The following is a 19,357-nucleotide window of genomic DNA, read 5'->3' on the forward strand; positions in this document are numbered from 1 at the left end:
TTCCTCATTGCTGAGGACGCTTTCTGCCCTTCCCTTCGTTGCAGATCGAACGCGCCTTTCGGAAGCCGCGTCGCCCGCGCTGTCCCGATCGGGGACGGCGCGGCGATCTGCGCACCCCCGGTCCAAGAACCGCGCCATGGCTCCGCGCCGATATGACGTGCGAGACGATTGGCACGGATCCTTCTTATTTCCCTGCCGAATGAAAGTCTCTGCGTCGAACTGCAACAGCAAAGATCGAGCCTTTCAAAGAACAGGATCGATCTTTGGAAAGACGGAGTAGAGAACATCGCGACCCTGAAAAAAGACGATGCGGCCTTGCTGCGTGTGAACCACACGAGCAGGACCACAGCCGTGACGATCGGGCCGAGCTTCGGTTGGTTTCATCATGCGAACGGCGATCGCGGCGTCGTCATGTGCGCGTCGATCGGTTATGAAGGTCTCTGCGCGCACCATTCGTGGCGCGCGCTCGCCGATGTTCTGGCCGCGGCCGGCCTGCCGACGCTGCGCTTCGACTATCCGGGCGAAGGCGATTCGCTCGGCGAAAGCGACGATCCCGCTCTGCTGGACGGCTGGCGCGGGTCGATCCGCGCGGCCGTCGACTGGATGCGCGAGACGATCGGCGTGCGCGAGGTGACGCTCGTCGGCCTGCGTTTCGGCGCGAGCCTCGCGGCCGAGGTCGGCGGCGTCGAGCGTCTCGTCCAGATCGCTCCCGTCGTGAAGGGCCGGAGCTATCTGCGCGAGCTCGAGGCGATGTCGCGCATGCTCGCCGCGACCTCGGGCGCGCCCACGAGTCCGAAAGGCGGGGAGATCGAGCTCGAAGGCTTCGTCCTGTCGCCCTCGACCTGCGACGCGATCCGCGCCGTCGATCTGACGCGCCTTTCCGTCTCGCCCGCGCCCCGCATCCTCGTGATGCGCGATCCGGCGGCGCGGACCGTCGCCGACTATGTCTCTCGCCTCGAGGGGTTGGGCGCGGCGGTGGAGACGCGGGACTTTTTCGATTATGCGGCGCTCACGCCCGCGCCGCTGCCGGCGCCGCCGCCCTGCGCCGATTTCGACGCCATCGTCGCCTTCGCCGGCGAAGGCGCGCGGCACACGCCGATCGCGGCTCCGGCTCCGGCCGGGCTCGCGACGGATGTCTTCGTCGAGACGGCGCTCCGTTTCGGGGCCGGCGGCGAGCTCGTCGGCGTGCTGTGCCGGCCGCGCTCGACGCCGGGCGCCGCCGTGCTGATGCTCGACACGGGCGCCAATCATCACATCGGCTGCGGGCGCTCCGCGGTGGTTCACGCGCGCGCGCTCGCCGAAATGGGCGTCGCCTCGCTGCGCATGGACAGTCTCGGGATCGGCGACTCCGCCCGCGTCGAGGGCGGCCCGCGATCGGCGCTCTATCGTGAGGAGCGCGCAGAAGACGTCAGCGCCGCGCTCGATTGCCTCGCCGCGCGCGGACTGTCCCGCGTCGTCGTGTTCGGCGTCTGCAGCGGCGCGACCCTCGCGCTCTTCGCCGCGCTGCGCGACGCCCGAATCGACCGGCTGATCCTTGCGAATATCCAGGTGTTCGGCCGCATCGACGGCGCGACGATCGACGAATTGCTGTCGACCGGCTTCGGCGCCACTTCGACCTATGTGTCGAAAGCGATGAGCGCGCGCGCCTGGGCGCGCGTCGCCTCGGGCGAGGTCTCGCTGCGCAAGCTCGTCTCGATCTTCGCCGCGATCGCGCGACGCAAGGCGATCGGCCTGCTCGGCGCGACGCGTCTCGGGCCGGGACGCGGCAGAGCGATCGAGGCGCGGCGGAATTTCTCCGCGCTGGCGCGCCGCGGCGTGCGCATCCTGCTCCTTCATGGCGATCGCGACGTGGGGCGGGAGGAGCTCGACCTCTGCTTCGGCGCGGACGGACGTTTCCTGCGCCGGCTCGACGGAGTCACGCTCGACGTCCTATCCGGCGCCGATCACGCGCTCGCCTCGCGATTCTCGCGCGAGGCGGTGCTCGAGCGCCTGTCCGTGTTTCTGCGGTCGGCGCAGACGAGCAGCGCCCCCGCGCCGCGCCGGCGGTCCAAGACGCTGGCCGGCGCGCTGGCGCTCGCGGCGATCGGAGCCCTCGCCATGTTGTTGCACCTCGAATGACGTCGATTCTCCCCATCGACGGCGCGGCGCCCCGTGAACCGGACTCCGGCCGGATCGAAGCGGTCGTCTGCATTCCGACCTTCCGCCGTCCGGAGATGCTCGCTGCGACGCTGCGCTCGCTCGAGGCGCAGGCGACGAATGTGGCGTTCCATGTCGTCGTCGTCGACAATGACGCGCGCGAGATGCGCGGCGTCGAGGTGGCGACGGAGTTTTTCGCCGCGGGCCGCATCGACGGGCTCGTGTCGGTCGAGCCGCGGCAGGGGAACGTCTTCGCCATCAACGCCGCGTTCCGGCTCGCGCGCGAGCGCTATCCGGCCGCCGATTATTTTATGATGATCGACGACGACGAGACCGCCGAGCCCGCCTGGCTCGACGAAATGGTGCGGACGGCGAGAGACCATCGCGCCGACATCGTCGGCGGGCCGGTGCTGCCGGAATTTCCGGAAAATGCGTCCGCGGCCTTCCGCCATCATCCGGTGTTCTGGCCGGCTTTCATGCGGAGCGGGCCGGCGCCGATCATCTATGGCACCGGCAATTGCCTGATCGACCGCCGTGTGTTCGAAGGCCTCGCCGCGCCCGCGCTCGACGAGCGCTTCAATTTTCTCGGCGGCGGCGACACCGAATTCTTCACGCGCTGCCGCCGCGCCGGCTTTTCGTTCTACTGGCGTCAGGAGGCGCGCATCCACGAGAGCGTGACGCCGGGACGCCTGACGCTCGGCTGGGTGCTGCGGCGCAGCCTCGCGACCGGCGCGATCAACTACAGCATCGACCGGCTGGCGGCGCGAGGCGTCGCCGCGCGCCTGCGGCTCGTCGCCAAGAATGTCGTGCTGACGCCGGTCTCGCTGCACCGCGCCTTGCGCATGCTCGCGGCGCGGCGGCATCCGCTCGCCGCCGCCCATCCGATCGGCGTCGCGATCGGACGCTGGCTCGCCTCCTTCGGATTGCTCCCGCAACCCTATCGCCATTCGTGACCGCGCATATGGCCGAACGAAGAGAGGATGGGCTCGCCGGGGGCGAGCTGCGGGCGGCGCTGTTCTGCGCCATCCTCCTCGTCGCCTGGATCACGTTCAAGCCGTTCAGCGATCTCGCGTCGCCCGACACTCTGGAACTCGCGGAAGGGCGCGACGTCGAACTCTATGTGGCGTTCGGATCGATGGCCGCGGCCTCCGCCTTTTTCGTCTGGCGGACCGACCGCGCCGGCGCCGCCTGTCTCGCGACGCCGGTCAATTTCGCGCTCGCCGGCTGGATCGTCGTGACCTGCGTCACCTCGGCCGATCTCTCCGCCTCGCTGAAGCGCCTGATCATGCTGGTCTGCGCTTCGGTCTGCTGTCTCTCCTTGTTCCTGCTGCCGCGCGATCGCGGCGAATTCGCGCGGCTCCTGAGCGTCGTGGCGCTCGTCATCGTCGGACTGTCCTATTTCGGCGTGATGTTCATGCCGGAGCTCTCGATCCATCAGGCGACCGACATCGGCGAGCCGCAGCTCGCGGGCGACTGGCGCGGCCTGTTCGGGCACAAGAACATCTCCAGCGCCATGTTCTCGATCCTGTCCTTCATCGGCCTGTTCGTGCTGCGCGCCGGCAGGCCGGCCGAGGGCTGGCTCATTTTCGTACTGTCGCTCGTCTTCGTCTTCGCCTCGGGCGGCAAGAGCTCGACGGCCATCTGCCTCACGACGATCGTCCTCTCCTTCGTCGCGGCGGGCCTGCGCAATGCGGCCCTCTGGTGGATCGTCGTGATCACACCCTTGGCTCTGCTCACTCTTTTCGGTCTCGGCGGGGTCGTCTTTCCGCAATTGAAGGCGCTCACAGCCGCATTGCCGGTCGACGCCACTTTCACCGGGCGCATCGACATCTGGACATTGGCCGTGCCCAAGGCGCTCGAAAAGCCGATTTTCGGCCATGGACTCGGCGCATTTTGGAACACGGCCGAGTTGCGCTTCGGCGGTGACGACACCAATATCTGGGCCGGCGCCGCCGCCCATGCGCACAACGGCTATCTCGACGCCGTGCTCGCGCTCGGCCTTCCGGGCCTCGTCCTGCTCTTCGCCGCGCTGATCCTTCAGCCCGCGCGCGACATCCGCCGCGTCCTCGCGCGCGGCGACGAGCCGGCTCTCGCCTTGATGTTCCTGCAAATATGGATGTTCGGCCTCTATCTGAACGCGCTCGAGACCCTGTATTTCGATCGCGCCAATCCCAATTGGATCGCTTTTCTCTTCGCCGTGTTCGGCGTCCGTTATCTCGCGGAGTTCGAGATCCGGCGCTGAACCGGCGGACGGTCCCGCCTTTGCGACCGATCAGAAACATTCGCCGATCTGTCTTATTTTGGCACGGACAGGCCCGCGAAGGACCAATGGGGACCCCGCCATGAACAAACGGATCGCGCTCATCACGCCGACCTATCGGGGCGATCTCGAGCAGTTCGAGCTCTTGTGCGAGAGCATCGACCTGCGCCTGACGGGCTATGAGCGTCACTATGTGATCGTCAACGACGACGACATGCCGCTGTTCGCGAAATTCTCCGTCGGGCGGCGCATCGTTCTTCCCTGCTCGCGTTTTCTGCCGCGCTGGCTGCGGCTCGTTCCTCCCTTCCTGCTGCGCAACGGGCGCCGCATCTGGTGGTCGTTCCGCTCGCGGCCCGTGCATGGCTGGCATGTTCAGCAGATCGTCAAGATCGCCGCGGCCCTGCAATTCCCGCAGCAGCGGTTCTGCCTCGTCGATTCCGACAATGTGATCATCCGCAATTTCGACATCGGCGCCTATGCCGGCGGCCCGCGCACGCCGCTCTATGTGGCGCGCGGGGCCATCGAAGCCGATGCGCCGCTGCACGCCAGATGGACCGCCAATTGCGACCGTCTGCTCGGACAGAAGGCGACCGCCTTTCCCGCCGACGACTACATCGGCAATCTGATCATCTGGGACAAGGACGCGCTGCGCGACATGACCCGCGCGATCGAAGCGGCGACCGGCGTCGACTGGTTCCTCGCTCTGTGCCGCACGCGCTCCTTCTCGGAATATCTTCTCTACGGCCATTTCGCGCGCAATAATCCGACGCATCGCGTCGCCCACGAACTCGTCACACGCAGCCTCGCCGTCGCCTATTGGGACGCCGAGCCGCTCGACCGCGACAGGCTCGCCGAGCTCGTCGCCCGCGCGCCGAGCTCGAAGATCGCGCTGTGCGTCGAGTCCTTCTCGCACACGCCGATCGAGGCGATCCGCGACGTCGCGGGCCTTTCGCGTCCCGCTTTTCCACCGCCGTCCTCGCGCCTCGCCGGCGACGCGGCCGCCTGAGGAGCGCGCCGCCTGCCTCGCCGCGCGACATCGTCATTTCGAAGGACGCCGCTTGACAGGCGCAAAGCCGTCGAGACACTCCGCGCAGGGCGGGAGAAAGCCGTCGGGGGACGCTATGGCGAAGGACGAAAAGGGCTCGAGGACGCCCGCCAAAGGCAGGAAGAACACGGAGGCGCTCGCCGTTGCGCTGCGCGCCAATCTGACCCGCCGCAAGGCCGCGCGCCCGCGCGCCGACGGCGCCGCGCCGGCCGGACAGGGCCGCGAGCCGGAGGGAGATCGCTGAAGCTCGGCGCGACGAGCTCCAGGTTGACAGCGGACGCGTTTCGTCCCACTAGTCACGCTATATTGCGCCGCAATATCGCTGGCCGCCCGCGCGGTCGCGACCACTCGATCGGGGAGTCGCCATGATGACAATCGTCATGTTTCGTCGTTCCCCGGGCCGAGCCTGATCGTTCAGGCGCCGAGCCCGGCATAGCTCCGGGCTCTCTCAGGCTCCCGCCGCGTCCCTCGGTCTTCGACCGGACGCCTGCTTCCGAAACGCCCCGGAACGAGCCGCGACGCTTCCCGCGTCGTTTCTTCGATTGTTCTCTCAGGGAGCGGAACGCCGGCGCGTTCCGCGCGACCATGACCGCTTATTGGCAGACGCTGCGTTTCGCCGCAGCCTATTGGCTCCTCTCGCCCCGCCTCCTCGCCCTGATGCTGGGAGCGCGCTTCGTCTCCAATGTCGTCGACGTTTTCGTGCCGGTCGCTTCCGGCCGGCTGGCGGACGCCGTCGCCGCCGAGCCGCGCGCGCTCGGCCCCGCCATGAGCGCGCTCGCGGCCTTTCTCGGCACGGTGCTGCTGTTCCACATGCTGCGCAATTTCGTCGCCTTCTCCATCTGCCATGTGGCGGCGCATGGCATGGCCGCGCTGGTGCGCGACGCCTTTGCGCGCGTGCAGCGATTCTCGGCGGATTGGCACGCCAACGCCTTCGCCGGCGCGACGGTGCGCAAGATCACGCGCGGCATGTGGGCCTTCGATTCGCTCACCGATACGCTGATCTTCGGCATCCTGCCGGCGGCGACGGTCATCGTCTCGATCACCGGGCTCTTGTCCTGGCGCTGGCCGACGCTCGGCGTCGTCGTCGCCGTCGGCATCGCGCTCTTTCTCGCCATGGGCGTCGGCCTGTCGCTCGGCTGGATCAGCCCGGCGGCGCAGGTCTCGCAAGCGCTCGATTCGGCGGTGAGCGCGCGGCTCGCCGATTCCATCACCGGCAATCAGATCGTCAAAGGCTTCGCCGCCGAAGCGCGCGAGGACGAGAGCTTCGCGGCTCTGGTCGCCGAATGGACGAAACGCACGCTCGTCTCCTGGTACCGCGGCTCGACGGTCGGGCTGCTGCAGGCCATCGTGCTCATCGTGATGCAGGCGACGCTGCTCGGCTGCGGCCTGTTCTGTGGTCCGAGGGCCAGATGACGACCGGCGATGTCGTGAGCCTCATCGGCATTCAGGGCCTCATCAACGGCTATCTGCGCGACATTGGCGAACATGTGCGCAATCTGCAGCGAGCGGTGAACGAGATGGAGGATGTCGTCGCCTTCTCCGCCGCCGAGCCGGAGGTCGTCGACGCGCCGGGCGCGACCCCGCTCGTCGTCACGCAGGGCGAGATCGTCTTCGATCGCGTGTGCTTCGGCTATCCCGCCGCCGGCAAGCCGCTCTATGCGGATTTCTCGGTGACGATCCGCCCCGGCGAGCGCGTCGGCCTCGTCGGCGCCTCGGGCGCCGGCAAGACGACCTTCGTCAAGCTGCTGCAGCGCCAGTTCGATCTCGACGCCGGCCGCATCCTCGTGGACGGGCGGGACATTGCGCATGTGACGCAGGCCTCGCTGCGCCGCGCGATCGGCATCGTCGCGCAGGAGCCGATCCTGTTTCATCGGCCTCTCGGCGAGAACATCGCCTATGGGCGCCCCGGCGCCGCGCCTTACGAGATCGCCGAGGCGGCGCGGCTCGCCCATGCCGACATCTTCATCGAGCGTCTGCCGGACGCCTACGAGACGCTCGTCGGCGAGCGCGGCGTGAAGCTCTCGGGCGGCGAGCGACAGCGCGTCGCCATTGCCCGCGCCATCCTCGCCGATACGCCGATCCTGGTGCTGGACGAGGCGACCTCCTCGCTCGACTCCGTGTCGGAGTTCCACATCCGCGCGGCGATCGAGCAATTGTCGGCGGGACGCACGACGATCGTGGTGGCCCATCGTCTGTCGACCGTGCAGCGGCTCGATCGAATTTTGGTGTTCGATCACGGCGGCGTCGTCGAGGACGGATCGCATGCGGAGCTGCTGGGTCTGCCCGATGGCGTCTACCGCCGGCTGTTCGAGACTCAGGCGGGCGCGAGCGATCTCATCGATGCGTCGGCGGGCTGACTGTCATTGCGAGCGAAGCGCGATGGATCGCGTCGTCGTCTCGCTCCTCGCGATGACGGATGCAGCCAATTCCTTTCCCTCGCCCCGAGGAGCCCGCGCAGCGGGCGTCTCGAAGGGCGCTCCGGCTGGAGCGTCCTTCGAGGCTTGTTGCGTTCCGCAAAAGCGCCTCAGGATGAGGGAGTGGGATGTCGGCGCATCGCCTCGATCGCGGCTTCGGCTTCGCGCTGCAGCGCGTCGGCGGTCTCTTTCGTCAGAGCCCGGCGCGGCGTCGCGATCTCCAGCGTCGCGCCGACGCGCGCGGGGCGCGTCGACAGCAGAAACACGCGGTCGGCGAGCTCGATCGCCTCGCGAATGTCATGGGTGACGATCAGCGTCGTCACCTTCTTCTCGTCGATCAGCGCGGCGATCTCGCCGCGCAGCTCGCGGGCGAGCGCGGCGTCGAGCGAGACGAAGGGCTCGTCCATCAGCAGAAGGTCGGGCTCGACGGCGAGCGCGCGCGCCAGCGCGACGCGACGCGCGAGGCCGAGCGACAATTCGCCTGGAAAATGCTCGGCGTGCTCGGCGAGGCCGAGCCGCGCGAGCAGGGCGGCGAGCACGTCCGCGCTCGCCTGCGGCGCGGCGATGCGCAGATTGTCGACGACGCTACGCCAGGGCAAAAGGCGCGGCTCCTGGAACACCATGCCGAGCCGTCCGCCCGCAGGCAGGCGAATCGAGCCCTGAAATTGCGCGTCGAGGCCGGCGATGAGGCGCAGCAGCGTGGTCTTGCCACAGCCGGACGGTCCGACCACGGCGCCGGCGCGTCCGGCCGGCAGCGAAAACTCCAGATTTTCGAGGACGCGCTGCGGACGGCCGCCGGCCGTCACATGGTCCTTAGACGAGACCCTGACTTCGAGCAGGGCTGCGGCGCCATCGTGAGACATGTCGTTCGAGAGGCTGCACCAGAAGCGTTTCGACGCCGAGCATCAAGAGGACGAAGGGGATCGCATAGGCGAGCAGCAAACGCACGTCGAAAAGCTGGAACGCCAGATTGATCTCGAAGCCGACGCCGTTGGAGCGGCCGATCAGCTCCACCACCAGCACGATCTTCCAGACGAGCGACAGGCCGGAGCGCGTCGCCGCGGCGATATAGGGCGCGAGCTGCGGCAGGGCCACATGGCGCAGCCGCGCCGCCGGCGAGAAGCGGAACGCCTCCGCCATCTCGTCGAGCTTCTCGTTCAGCGCCCGCGCGCCCTCGCGCATCACGACGATGGCGTTGGGCAGCTTGTTCAGCGCCACCGCGCCGATCGCCGCCGCCTCGTTGAGCCCCGCCCAGAGATAGGCGAGCACGATGACGACGAGGGCCGGCAGGTTCAGCAGCACGACGACGGGAGGGTCGAGCAGCCGGTCGACTATTCTCCGCCGGCCCATGGCGTAGCCGAGCGCCGAGCCGAGGCTCATGGCGATGAAAAAGGCGGCCGCGACGCGCGCGAGCGTGGCGGCGAGATTCGAAAAGAGCGCGCCGGACTGCGCCTGCTCGAGGATCGCCGCGAACACCGGCGCGGGACCGGGAAGCAGGCGCGGATCGGCGACGAGCGCCGCCCCCTGCCAGGAGAGCAGCAGCAGGGCGGCCGAGAGGAGACGGATCACCGCTCCGCGTCCGCCGGCGCGGCGTCGTAGAAGGTCCCGGGCGGCAGGCGCGCCGCTCTGCCGACCAGCGCCGCCCCGCCGATCTCGGCCAGAGTGGCGTAGAGCGCTTCGGCGTCCTTTTTCTCGTCCTCGACCGAGCGGACGGGAATCCCTTCCGCATAGCGCCTGCGATAGACGGCGAGCTTCGCCTCGTCCTTCGTCGGAATGCGCGCGGCGGCGATGCGCCAGGCGGCGTCCGAGGTCGCGATCAGGCGCTTCGCCTTCTCCGCCACGGCGAAGAAGCGCGCGAGCGCCTGTCGCTTGCGCGCGGCGAAGCGCTCGTCGAACACATAGCCGGTGACGATCGGCGCGGCGGCGGCGCCGAGCGCCGTCTCGACCTCGCGCATGTCGATGGCGCGAGAAAAGCCGCGCGCCTCGAGATCGGCGGCGAAATTCCAGAACTCCAGCGCCGCGTCGAGCTCGCCTTGCGCGAGCTTCTCGGCGATGAGCGGCGGCGCGCCATAGACCACGGTCGCGACGGCCTCGAGATCGACGCCCCGGCGCCTGGCGTAGGCGCGCAGCAGCAGCCAGCTCTTGTCGAGCGGCCCGCCGGCGACGCCGAGCGTCTTGCCGACGAGATCGGCGACGCTACTGACTTTGGCGTCCCTCGTCATCACCGCGCCGATGGCGGTCGAATGCGGGTAGAAAGTGAGCGCGGCCCCGTCGCCGCGCTGGCGGGCGACCCACAGCCAGTCGGAGATCACTATGTCGGCGGCGCCGTTCTGAATGGCGATCTTGGCCGCGTCCGTGCTGGCGAGCTCGGCGACTTCGAGGTCGAGCCCCGCCTCTCTGGCGAGCCCGAACGCCTCGACGACGGCGAGCTCCCAGGCGCCCGTGCCGGTCTTCTGCAGCGCGAGGCGGATGCGGTCGGCCGCCTGCGCCGGGACGCAGAGCGCAGCGAAGAGCAGCGCCGTCAGGAAGTTTCGGAACGCCTGCCGCAAATCGATCCCGCCCGTCCAGAGGGGTTTGTCTCGGCAGGACTATAGAGCATTTCCCGCATCGGCGACACGGCCCATGCGGCCGGGCCGGTGCGCGGGCCTCACCCTTCCCGCGTCTTGCCGTCCAGCAGACAGCTCACGGTGACATCGCCCATCACATTGATCGCCGTGCGGCAGCGGTCCAGCAGCCAGTCGATGGTGAGAAGCAGCGCGATGTAATCCGTCGGCAGGGCCACGGCGCGGAACACCATGGTCATGGTCACGAGGCCGGCTTCCGGAATGCCGGCCGCGCCGACCGAGGCGAGCACCGAGGTCAGCACCACGAGGAGCTGCTGGCCGAGCGTCAGCTGCAGGCCCAGCAGCTGCGCGACGAACAGGGCCGACATCGCCTCGTAGAGCGCCGTGCCGTCATTGTTGAAATTGGAGCCGACGAGGGCGCCCATGCTCGCCGATTGCTCGCGCAGGCCTATGCGGCGCAGGCGCTCGTAGGTGAGCGGCATGGTCGCCGTGGAGCTGCCGGTGGAAAAAGCCATCAGCAGCGCGTCGCGCACGCCGGCGACGACATCGACCGGCCGCACCCACGAGCCGAAGCGGATGCGCAGCGCGTAATAGCAGAATTGCAGCGCGAGCGCCGTCAGCACGGCGATGAAGAAGCCGCCGAGCGCGATGAAGTCGCCGAACCCCTTCACGCCGACGATGCTGGCGACGAGGCCGAAGACGGCGAGCGGCACGACGTCGATGATCCAATGCAGAATGACGATGAGGCTCGACAGCGCCACATGCAGGAGGTCCTCGACGGTGCGAACCTCATGCGCCCGATAGCTGCGCAGTGCGACGCCGAAGGCGACGGCGATGAAGATGACGCCCATCACCGCGCCATTGTCGGAGAAAGGCCCGACGATGCTGCGCGGCACGCTGTCGAGCAATTGCGCGAGCGGATCGGCGGCGGCGCTCGCGGCCTTCGCCGGCGCGGGGCCGGGAGCAGCGCTCGTCCAGCGGCCGGGCTGCATGAGATTGGCGACGGCGAGGCCGATGAGGATCGCGACGAGCGTATTGGTGAGCAGCAGCGTGATAAGGCGGAGCGCCTGCCGTCCACCCAGATGCGCGCGCATGAGCGCCTGCACGATGGCGAGCAGGATCAGCGGCGGCGCCAGGGCTCCGAGCAGGCGCAGGACGAGCTTGGCCGGCGTCTCGAGCATGCGCGCGGACTCGCCGAGAGCGAGGCCCGTGGCGACGCCCAGCGCCACGGCGACGATGATGCGGACGTAGAGCGGGACCGCGCGCCAATGCGCGACGAGGCTCGGGAGGTTCTTCGTCTCGTCGGTCGAATGCACGAGTGTTCCCTCTATGATTCATCCGCGCACGCGACGACGCCGAAATGACGCGAATCGGAAATCTTATAGGTGTATTCTCATGCGTCCGGGAGTCTCATGCACGACGCGTCCTTCGCCCTGATCGTCAATATCATGATCGCCGCGCTGTTCGCGGCGAGCTTCGTGATCATTGCCCGGGCGAACCCCGCCGCCCGCGCGGCATTCTGGTTCGCGGCCAGCTATTCGCTCGGAACGCTGGCGCCGCTGAGCCTGTTGGCCCTCCCGTTCACGCCCTGGCCGATGTTCTTCGGCGCGGTCAATTACGCCGCCTTTTGCGCGGGCCTTTTTCTGATGACGGGCGCTCTGCCGGTCTTCTACGGCCGGCGCCCGCGCTGGAGCGCGATCGCCGGCCTGTATGGCGCCTCGCTCCTCGTCGGCTGGTCGATCGCGGGACAGCCGCAGGACAATCTCTCCTTCAACCTCGTCTATCAGGCGCCCTTCGCGCTGGCGACCGCGATGGCGGCCTGGATCATTCTGCGCGTCGGACGCCGCCAGCCGCTGGAGATCGCGCTCGCCGGCCTCTACGGGATCATCGCGGCGCATTTCACGCTGAAGCCCTTCTACGCCGTCGCCTTCGGCGTCGGGCGCGGGCCGGACGATTATGTCGCGAGCGCCTATGCGGTCGCCTCGCAATCGGTCACGGGCGTGCTGCTGACGGCGGCGGGCCTGCTCACCTTGCTGATCGTCGCTCAGAGCGCGATCGCCGAAGCGAGGCGCGCATCGGAGACCGATCAGTTGACGGGTCTCCTCAACCGGCGCGGCTTCGACCTCTATTGCGCGAGCCGGCTGCAGGCGGCCAGGAAGCGGAGTGAGCCGGCGGCGGTGGCGCTCTTGGATCTCGATCATTTCAAAGAGATCAACGATCGGTTCGGCCATGCCGTCGGCGACGAGATATTGAAGGATTTCGCCGCGCTGCTCACCCGGATGCGCCCGCGGAACGCGATCGTCGGCCGCATGGGCGGAGAGGAGTTCGTCGTCTTCTTCGGCGGCGCCGGGCTCGGCGAGGGATCTCGCGCCGCCGAGGCGATCTGCCGGGCCGCGGAATCGCGGGCCGCGCCGCGTCTGCCGAAGATCACCGTCAGCATCGGCGTGGCCGAGATCGCGCCGCACGAAGCCTTCTCCGAGGCCATGCGGCGCGCCGACAAGGCGCTCTACCGGGCCAAGGCGATGGGCCGCAACCGCGTCTGCGTCGCCGACCTTCCCGCGAGCGCGGCCGAAGCGCCTCTCGCGCCGAGCGCAGAATAGACGGAGACGCGCTCACGCCGCCTTCTTCTTCTCCGCGATCGACGCCAGCGTGCGCAGGATGCGTCGCGCGCCCTCCAGCCGCTGCTTCATGCCGGCGAAATCGCGGATGAAGACGATGCGCATGTCGGGCCTGACCTTCGCCTGCGAACCCTGCTCCATCACGAAACGCGCGAGGCCGGCCGGATCGGCGAAATTGCCGTCGCGGAAGGCGACGATGACGCCCTTCGGCCCCGCCTCCACCTTCTCCACATGGGCGCGGCGGCACAGCGCCTTGATGGCGACGATCTCGAGCAGCAGCTCCACCTCCGGCGGGAAGGCGCCGAAACGGTCGATGAGCTCCGCCGCGAAGGATTCGATGTCCTGGTCCGTCTCCAGCGTCGAGAGGCGGCGATAGAGCTGCAGGCGCAGCGTGAGGTCGGGGACGTAATCCTCCGGGATCGTCACCGGCGCGCCGATGGCGATGGTCGGCGACCAGGCCTCCTCTTCCGGCTCCTCTATGCCGGCCTTCAGCAGAGCGATCGCATCGCCCAGCATCTGCTGATAGAGTTCGTAGCCGACTTCCTTGATATGGCCGGACTGCTCCTCGCCCAGGAGATTGCCGGCGCCGCGAATATCGAGATCATGGCTCGCGAGCTGGAAGCCCGCGCCGAGCGTGTCGAGGCTCTGCAGCACTTCGAGTCGCTTTTGCGCCTGCGGCGTGATGGTCTTGTTGGCGGGCGTCGTGAACAGCGCATAGGCGCGCGTCTTGGAGCGGCCGACGCGTCCGCGCAATTGGTAGAGCTGCGCGAGGCCGAACATGTCGGCGCGCCAGACGATCAGCGTGTTGGCGGTCGGAATGTCGAGGCCGGATTCGACGATCGTCGTCGAGAGCAGAATGTCGTATTTGCCGTCGTAGAAGGCGGTCATGCGCTCTTCGAGATCGCCGGCCGCCATCTGGCCATGCGCCATGACGAATTTCGCTTCCGGCACATTTTCGCGCAAGAATGCGGCCGCATCCTCGAGGTCTTCTATGCGCGGGCAGACGAAGAAGGCTTGGCCGCCGCGATAGCGCTCGCGCAGCAGCGCTTCGCGCACGATCAGCGGATCGAAAGGCGAGACGAAGCTGCGCACGGCGAGACGGTCGACCGGCGCCGTCGCGATGAGCGAGAGCTCGCGCACGCCGGTCATGGCGAGTTGCAAAGTGCGCGGGATCGGCGTCGCCGAGAGCGTCAGCACATGCACCTCGGCGCGCAGCTCTTTGAGGCGCTCCTTGTGGCCGACGCCGAAATGCTGCTCCTCGTCGATGATGACGAGGCCGAGATCCTTGAAGGAGATCGTCTTGCCGAGCACCGCATGGGTGCCGACGACGATGTCGACGGTTCCGTCCGCTATGCCGCTCTTGGCGAGGCGCGTGTCGGCGGCGCTCGTCATGCGCGACAATTGCGCGACGCGGATCGGCAGTCCCGAGAAGCGCGTGGAAAAAGTCTTGTAGTGCTGGCGCGCGAGCAATGTCGTCGGCACGACGACGGCGACCTGCCTGCCGTTGATCGCCGCGCAGAAGGCGGCGCGCAACGCGACCTCCGTCTTGCCGAAGCCGACGTCGCCGCAGACGAGCCGGTCCATCGGCCGGCCCGCGCCGAGATCGTCGAGCACGGCGTCGATCGCCGCGGCCTGATCCTCCGTCTCGTCATAAGGGAAGCGCGCGCAGAATTCGTCGTAGAGCCCTTCCGGCGGGACGAGCTTCGTCGCTTGGCGAAGGCTGCGCTGGGCCGCGATCGCGATGAGGCCCTTGGCCATCTCGCGAATGCGGTTCTTCATGCGCGCCTTGCGCGTCTGCCAGCCGACGCCGCCGAGCTTGTCGAGCTGCGCCTCCGTGTCCTCGGAGCCGTAGCGCGAGAGCAGCTCTATGTTCTCGACCGGCAGATAGAGCTTGTCGCCGCCGGCATAGTGAATCTCGAGGCAATCGTGCGGCGCGCCGGCTGCGGTGATCGTCTCGAGGCCGATGAAGCGGCCGATGCCGTGATCGACGTGCACAATGAGATCGCCGGCCGAGAGCGCCGCGATCTCGCCGATGAGATTTTCCGCATGCTTGGTCTTGCGGCGTCGGCGCACCAGGCGGTCGCCGAGAATGTCCTGCTCGCCGATGACGGCGAGGCCGTCGGTCTCGAAGCCATGCTCGACGCCGAGCACGGCGAGCCCGGCCGCGCCTTTGCCGAGCGCCAGGGCCGCCGGCAGCGACGCGACGCTTTGCAGATCGCGCAGCCCGTGTTCGGCGAGCACATGGCCGAGCCGCTCGCAGGAGCCGTCCGACCAGCCGGCGACGACGACGGTCTTGCCGGCGCCGCGCAGCGCCTTCACATGGGCGACGGCGGCCTCGAAGACATTCGCCTCTTCGTCGTTGCGCTCGGACGCGAAATCGCGCCCCGCGTGCGCGGCGCAGTCGATCGTCGTCTTGCCGGCGCTTTCGGGCGCGGCGAAGGGCGAAAAGCGCGCCTGGCCGCGCGCGTCGATCTGCCCACGCCATTCCTCGACGGAGAGATAGAGCTCCGTCGGCTCCAGCGGCTTGTAGGCCGTCTCCGACGGCGCGGCGTCATAGGCGAATTTGCGCGCGTCGTAGTAATCGGCGATCTGCGCGAGGCGCTCGGTCGCCGCCTCCTCGACCAGCGAGTCGAGCATCAGAGGAACATTGCCGACATAATCGAACAGGCTTCCCATGCGCGCGTAGAACAGCGGCAGCCAATGCTCGGCGCCCTGATAGCGGCGGCCTTCGCTGATCGCCTCATAGAGCGCGTCGCCGCGCGTCTGCCCGCCGAAGCGCGTCGTATAGGCTTGGCGGAAACGGCGCATGGAATCGCTCGTCAGCCGCAATTCGCTCATCGGCACGAGATCGAGCGCGCGCAGCTGGCCCGTGGTGCGCTGGGTCTCGGGATCGAAGCTGCGGATCGATTCCAGCGTGTCGCCGAAGAAATCGAGCCGCACGGGCGTCGGCATGCCGGGCGCGTAGAGATCGAGAATGCCGCCGCGCTGCGCATATTCGCCGGTCTCGCGCACGGCGGAGGAGCGCAGAAAGCCATTGGCCTCGAGCCAGCGCGCCAGCTCGTCCATGTGAACCACATTGCCCGGCGCCGCGGAAAAAGTGTCGGCGGCGACCGCCTCCAACGGCGGCACGCGCTGGATCAGGCAATCCACCGTCGTGGTGACGACGCGCGGCCGCTCGGCCGATGATCTGGAGCGGGCGAGGCGCGCGAGGGCCGTCATGCGCCGCGCGCCGATGGCGGCGTTGGGCGACACGCGGTCATAGGGCTGGCAGTCCCAGCCCGGAACGTCCAGCGTCTCGACCTCGGGCGCGGCGAAGCGCAACGCCTCGCGAAAGGCGGCGGAGCGCTGCGCGTCGCGGGCGACATGGACGAAGACGGCCGCGCGCCCTTCGGCGCCGCGCGCCAGCGCCCGCGCGAGATCGGCGCAGACGAAAGCGTCGAAGCCATCGGGAACGCTCGCGAAAGCGAGCGCGTCGCCGGCTTCGATGCGGGCGATCGCCTTCTTCAGATCGGTCACGCGCCGCGCTCCCGCTCGAGCGGCCCATCGGCGTGGAAGGCCGCGATCTTGTGGAACAGCGGCGTGTCGAAGGGCGGCGGGACCGGGACCGCGCCTGAAAGCCAGAGATAGACGGCGTCGTCGTCGGCGTCGAGCAGCGCCTCGAGCTGATCCAGCTCGCCGTCGCCGAGCCCGCGCACTTGCGCATCGACGAAACCGCCCATGATCAAATCCATTTCACGCATGCCCCGTCGCCAGGCGCGGAAGCGGATGCGCCGGCGGCGAATGTCGAGATCGTCGAAGGAACGGTCCATCATCATGAGAGTGGGATGGTCGCCGCGACGCAGCGCGGCGCGAGGTCGCGGCGCCGAACGCCGTTTCCGGCGCCGTCGCTGATGGGCGCGCTGTCTAGCGCAACCGCAGAGGAAAAGATAGGGAGCGTCCGTTCGGACTCGCTATGGAGAAAGCCGCTCCGCGCCACGCTTTCCAGGCAGGTCCCCTGTAAGCGACGGCTTGCGCGCGAGCGTCAGCCGTTCGGCTGCTCGACCCTGGCCAGGAACTCGCGGATGCGCGGCGCGATCTCCTTGCAGAAGCGTGAGCCGTTGAACACGCCGTAATGGCCGACGCCCTCCTGCAGATGGTGCTGCTTGCGCGCCTCGGGAATGTTCGCGCAGAGCTCCTGCGCCGCGAAGGTCTGGCCGACGCCGGAAATATCGTCCTTCTCGCCCTCGACGGTGAGCAGGGCCGTTCGGCTGATCGCCGAGAGGTCGATGATTTCGCCGCGATGGCGCAGCCGCCCTTCCGGGATCTCGTGCCGGATGAACACCTTCTCCACCGTCTCCAGATAGAATTCGGCGGCGAGGTCCATCACGGCGAGATATTCGTCGTAGAATTCGCGATGTTTTTCCGCCGAATCGCCGTCGCCCTCGACCAGATGGTTGAACATTTCGACATGGGCGGCGACATGGCGCTCGAGATTCATCGCCATGAAGCCCGAGAGCTGCAGAAAGCCCGGATAGACGCTGCGCCCGAGCCCGGCGTGCGGAAAGGGCACGGTGTGGATGCAATTGCGGTGGAACCAGTCGACGCCCCGCTCCACTGCGAGGCGGTTGACCGCGGTCGGGCTGCGGCGCGGGTCGATCGGGCCGCCCATCAGCACCATGGATTCGGGCGCGTCCATCCCGCCCTCGCCCTCGAGCGCCGCCACCGCACAGATCAGCGGCACCGAAGCCTGGCAGACGCCGAGCGTGTGCAGCGGAACGCCGTCGCCGCGCTTCGACAGGAAACGCATCATCTCCAGGAGATAATCGACATAGTCGTCGAGCCCGAAGGAGCCGCGCTCGGTCGGAACGACGCGGGCGTTGCACCAATCGGTGATGTAGACGTCGTGGCTCGGCAGGAAGGCTTCGACCGTGCCGCGCAGCAGCGTCGCATAATGGCCGGACATCGGCGCGACGATCAGCAGCTTGGACTGGCGCGGCGCACCCGCCGCGCACTGGCGCCGGAAATGCGTAAGCCTGCAGAACGGGCGCTCCCACAGCACTTCCTCGACGACCGGGACGACGAGTCCGCCGACCGTCGTCTCCTTCAGTCCGAAGGCGGGCTTGCTGTAGCGGCGCGTCATCCGCTCGAACAATTCCGCCGCGGCGGCGACGCTGCGGCCGACGGAGGTATGCGCGAAAGGATTGAACGGGTTGGTGAAGGTCGTGAATGTCGCGTCCGACACCGCGCGCGCCGGCGCGAAGGCCAGATGCATCATCTCATAGAGCTGGTAAGACAGCCGATCCATTGTTCCCCAGACTCCAGCTCTCGCGCCGCGCCGCTCGAGAGAGCGACGTCGCGTCGACCGAAGACGAACTTCTACCATAGCTCAGTTTAGGCGAAATGAAAACTGCCGTCTATTTGTTCCGACCGCATAAGAATCTTCTTTGCTCCGCCTAGAAAGCAGGCAGTGGTGGTGGTCGGGGCGAGACGCGTATCCGGGCGCGATAGGCGGCGACCGCGACGGGCGGCGTCGAGAGAGGGAGGAGTTCGTCCCCCCGGCCTTTGCCCGAAGGGACGCGGAGCGGCTCATGATCCCGAAACCTTCCGCCATCGGCCGAATGGCCTCGCGTCTATATGGCGCCGCTGGAAAGGCTTAACAAGATCCGAACGTTTCCGGCGCCTCACCGTCCATAGAGGCCGGTGAGGCTCGCCTTGGCGAGGACGTTCTGATTGACGAGGAAGCCGACGAGCGAGGCCGTCGCGCCCTCCGGCGCCTCGATCTTCTCGGCGCCGAGCGCATAGAGGGTGAAGACATAGTGATGCGGCGGGTCGCCCACCGGCGGACAGGGTCCGCCCCAGGCGGCGAAGCCGTAATCGGTGCGGATCTGCTTCGCGCCCGCCGGCAGGCCGGCGCCGTCCGGCGTTCCCGCGCCCTGCGGCAGCGCGCGCGCGGAAGCCGGAATATCGACGACGAGCCAATGCCAGAAGCCGGCGCCGCCCGTCGGCGCGTCCGGATCGTGGCAGAAGAGGGCGAAGCTCGCCGTTCCCGCCGGCGGCTCGCTCCAGGCGAAGCCGGGCGAGACATTGCCGCCGCCCCCGCCGAATCCGTCGAAGGCGAATTTCAGATCGATGACGGCGCCGTCCGCGATATCGGGGCTCGTCAGGACGAAGCCGCCGCCTGCGGGCTCGGCGGCGGCGAAGGCGGCGAAGGGAAGACGATTGCGCATGGCTGCGGCCTCCAGTGCGGCTGTGGCGAAGGGGCGCTCCGCCCGGCCCTTTCTCTAGACGATGGCGAGAGCCCTGTCGCCCCTCGCGAAACGAGGGCGCCTTTCCGCTTAACC

Annotated in this window: 14 protein-coding genes and 1 pseudogene; 7 read left to right on the forward strand and 8 right to left on the reverse strand. The window is 68.2% G+C overall.

Annotated elements, in window-relative coordinates:
- Window positions 1-324: 324 nt before the first annotated feature.
- From AC6IW9_RS20885 to AC6IW9_RS20910, 6 genes and pseudogenes are all read left to right on the forward strand, one after another.
- The gene (locus AC6IW9_RS20885) at window positions 325-2,118 is read left to right on the forward strand and encodes a hypothetical protein (RefSeq protein ID WP_497772575.1); all 1,794 of its coding nucleotides are present in this window, start codon (window positions 325-327) and stop codon (window positions 2,116-2,118) included.
- On the forward strand, window positions 2,115-3,089 hold the full coding sequence (locus AC6IW9_RS20890) for a glycosyltransferase family 2 protein (RefSeq protein ID WP_497766889.1): 975 nt from the start codon (window positions 2,115-2,117) through the stop codon (window positions 3,087-3,089). Before AC6IW9_RS20885 ends, AC6IW9_RS20890 begins: the two co-directional genes overlap by 4 nt.
- Window positions 3,090-3,097: 8 nt before the next feature.
- A complete protein-coding gene (locus AC6IW9_RS20895) occupies window positions 3,098-4,378 on the forward strand; it encodes an O-antigen ligase family protein (RefSeq protein ID WP_497766891.1) in 1,281 nt (426 codons plus the stop codon).
- Between the two features lie 100 nt (window positions 4,379-4,478).
- Window positions 4,479-5,402 carry a DUF6492 family protein gene (locus AC6IW9_RS20900; RefSeq protein ID WP_497766893.1) on the forward strand — a complete coding sequence of 308 codons (924 nt, stop codon included), beginning with the start codon at window positions 4,479-4,481 and terminating at the stop codon, window positions 5,400-5,402.
- 115 nt (window positions 5,403-5,517) lie between these two features.
- Entirely contained in the window at window positions 5,518-5,685 is a 168-nt protein-coding gene (locus tag AC6IW9_RS20905) for a hypothetical protein (protein WP_497766895.1), read from the forward strand.
- A gap of 341 nt (window positions 5,686-6,026) precedes the next feature.
- Window positions 6,027-7,798 (forward strand): annotated as a pseudogene (locus AC6IW9_RS20910) (ABC transporter ATP-binding protein).
- Between the two features lie 167 nt (window positions 7,799-7,965).
- Here AC6IW9_RS20910 and AC6IW9_RS20915 read toward each other — a convergent pair.
- The 4 genes from AC6IW9_RS20915 to AC6IW9_RS20930 form a co-directional block, all read right to left on the reverse strand.
- Complete coding sequence (locus tag AC6IW9_RS20915) at window positions 7,966-8,718, reverse strand: ABC transporter ATP-binding protein (protein ID WP_497766898.1); 753 nt, start codon at window positions 8,716-8,718, stop codon at window positions 7,966-7,968.
- Window positions 8,669-9,424 carry an ABC transporter permease gene (locus tag AC6IW9_RS20920; protein ID WP_497766901.1) on the reverse strand — a complete coding sequence of 252 codons (756 nt, stop codon included), beginning with the start codon at window positions 9,422-9,424 and terminating at the stop codon, window positions 8,669-8,671. The genes AC6IW9_RS20915 and AC6IW9_RS20920 overlap by 50 nt, the downstream gene beginning before the upstream one ends.
- The gene (locus AC6IW9_RS20925) at window positions 9,421-10,404 is read right to left on the reverse strand and encodes an ABC transporter substrate-binding protein (protein WP_497766904.1); all 984 of its coding nucleotides are present in this window, start codon (window positions 10,402-10,404) and stop codon (window positions 9,421-9,423) included. The genes AC6IW9_RS20920 and AC6IW9_RS20925 overlap by 4 nt, the downstream gene beginning before the upstream one ends.
- 98 nt (window positions 10,405-10,502) lie before the next feature.
- Window positions 10,503-11,735, reverse strand: a complete 1,233-nt coding sequence (locus AC6IW9_RS20930) for a dicarboxylate/amino acid:cation symporter (RefSeq protein WP_497766906.1) — start codon at window positions 11,733-11,735, stop codon at window positions 10,503-10,505.
- 96 nt (window positions 11,736-11,831) lie between these two features.
- Here AC6IW9_RS20930 and AC6IW9_RS20935 point away from each other — a divergent pair, with 96 nt between their 5' ends.
- Window positions 11,832-13,019: a GGDEF domain-containing protein gene (locus tag AC6IW9_RS20935; RefSeq protein WP_497766908.1), complete on the forward strand. Its 1,188-nt coding sequence runs from the start codon at window positions 11,832-11,834 to the stop codon at window positions 13,017-13,019.
- Window positions 13,020-13,031: 12 nt separating this feature from the next.
- Here AC6IW9_RS20935 and mfd read toward each other — a convergent pair whose 3' ends face one another.
- The 4 genes from mfd to AC6IW9_RS20955 all read right to left on the reverse strand — a co-directional run bounded on the left by mfd (window position 13,032) and on the right by AC6IW9_RS20955 (window position 19,243).
- Window positions 13,032-16,553 (reverse strand): transcription-repair coupling factor, encoded by a 3,522-nt coding sequence (mfd, locus tag AC6IW9_RS20940; protein ID WP_497766911.1) that lies wholly within the window; start codon window positions 16,551-16,553, stop codon window positions 13,032-13,034.
- On the reverse strand, window positions 16,550-16,852 hold the full coding sequence (locus AC6IW9_RS20945) for an FAD assembly factor SdhE (RefSeq protein WP_497766914.1): 303 nt from the start codon (window positions 16,850-16,852) through the stop codon (window positions 16,550-16,552). The genes mfd and AC6IW9_RS20945 overlap by 4 nt, the downstream gene beginning before the upstream one ends.
- Before the next feature lie 206 nt (window positions 16,853-17,058).
- A complete protein-coding gene (locus tag AC6IW9_RS20950; protein ID WP_497766916.1) occupies window positions 17,059-18,321 on the reverse strand; it encodes a polyhydroxyalkanoate depolymerase in 1,263 nt (420 codons plus the stop codon).
- 376 nt (window positions 18,322-18,697) lie between these two features.
- Window positions 18,698-19,243: a YbhB/YbcL family Raf kinase inhibitor-like protein gene (locus AC6IW9_RS20955; protein WP_497766918.1), complete on the reverse strand. Its 546-nt coding sequence runs from the start codon at window positions 19,241-19,243 to the stop codon at window positions 18,698-18,700.
- Window positions 19,244-19,357: the final 114 nt, after the last annotated feature.

Source organism: Methylosinus sp. shoA (assembly GCF_059718125.1).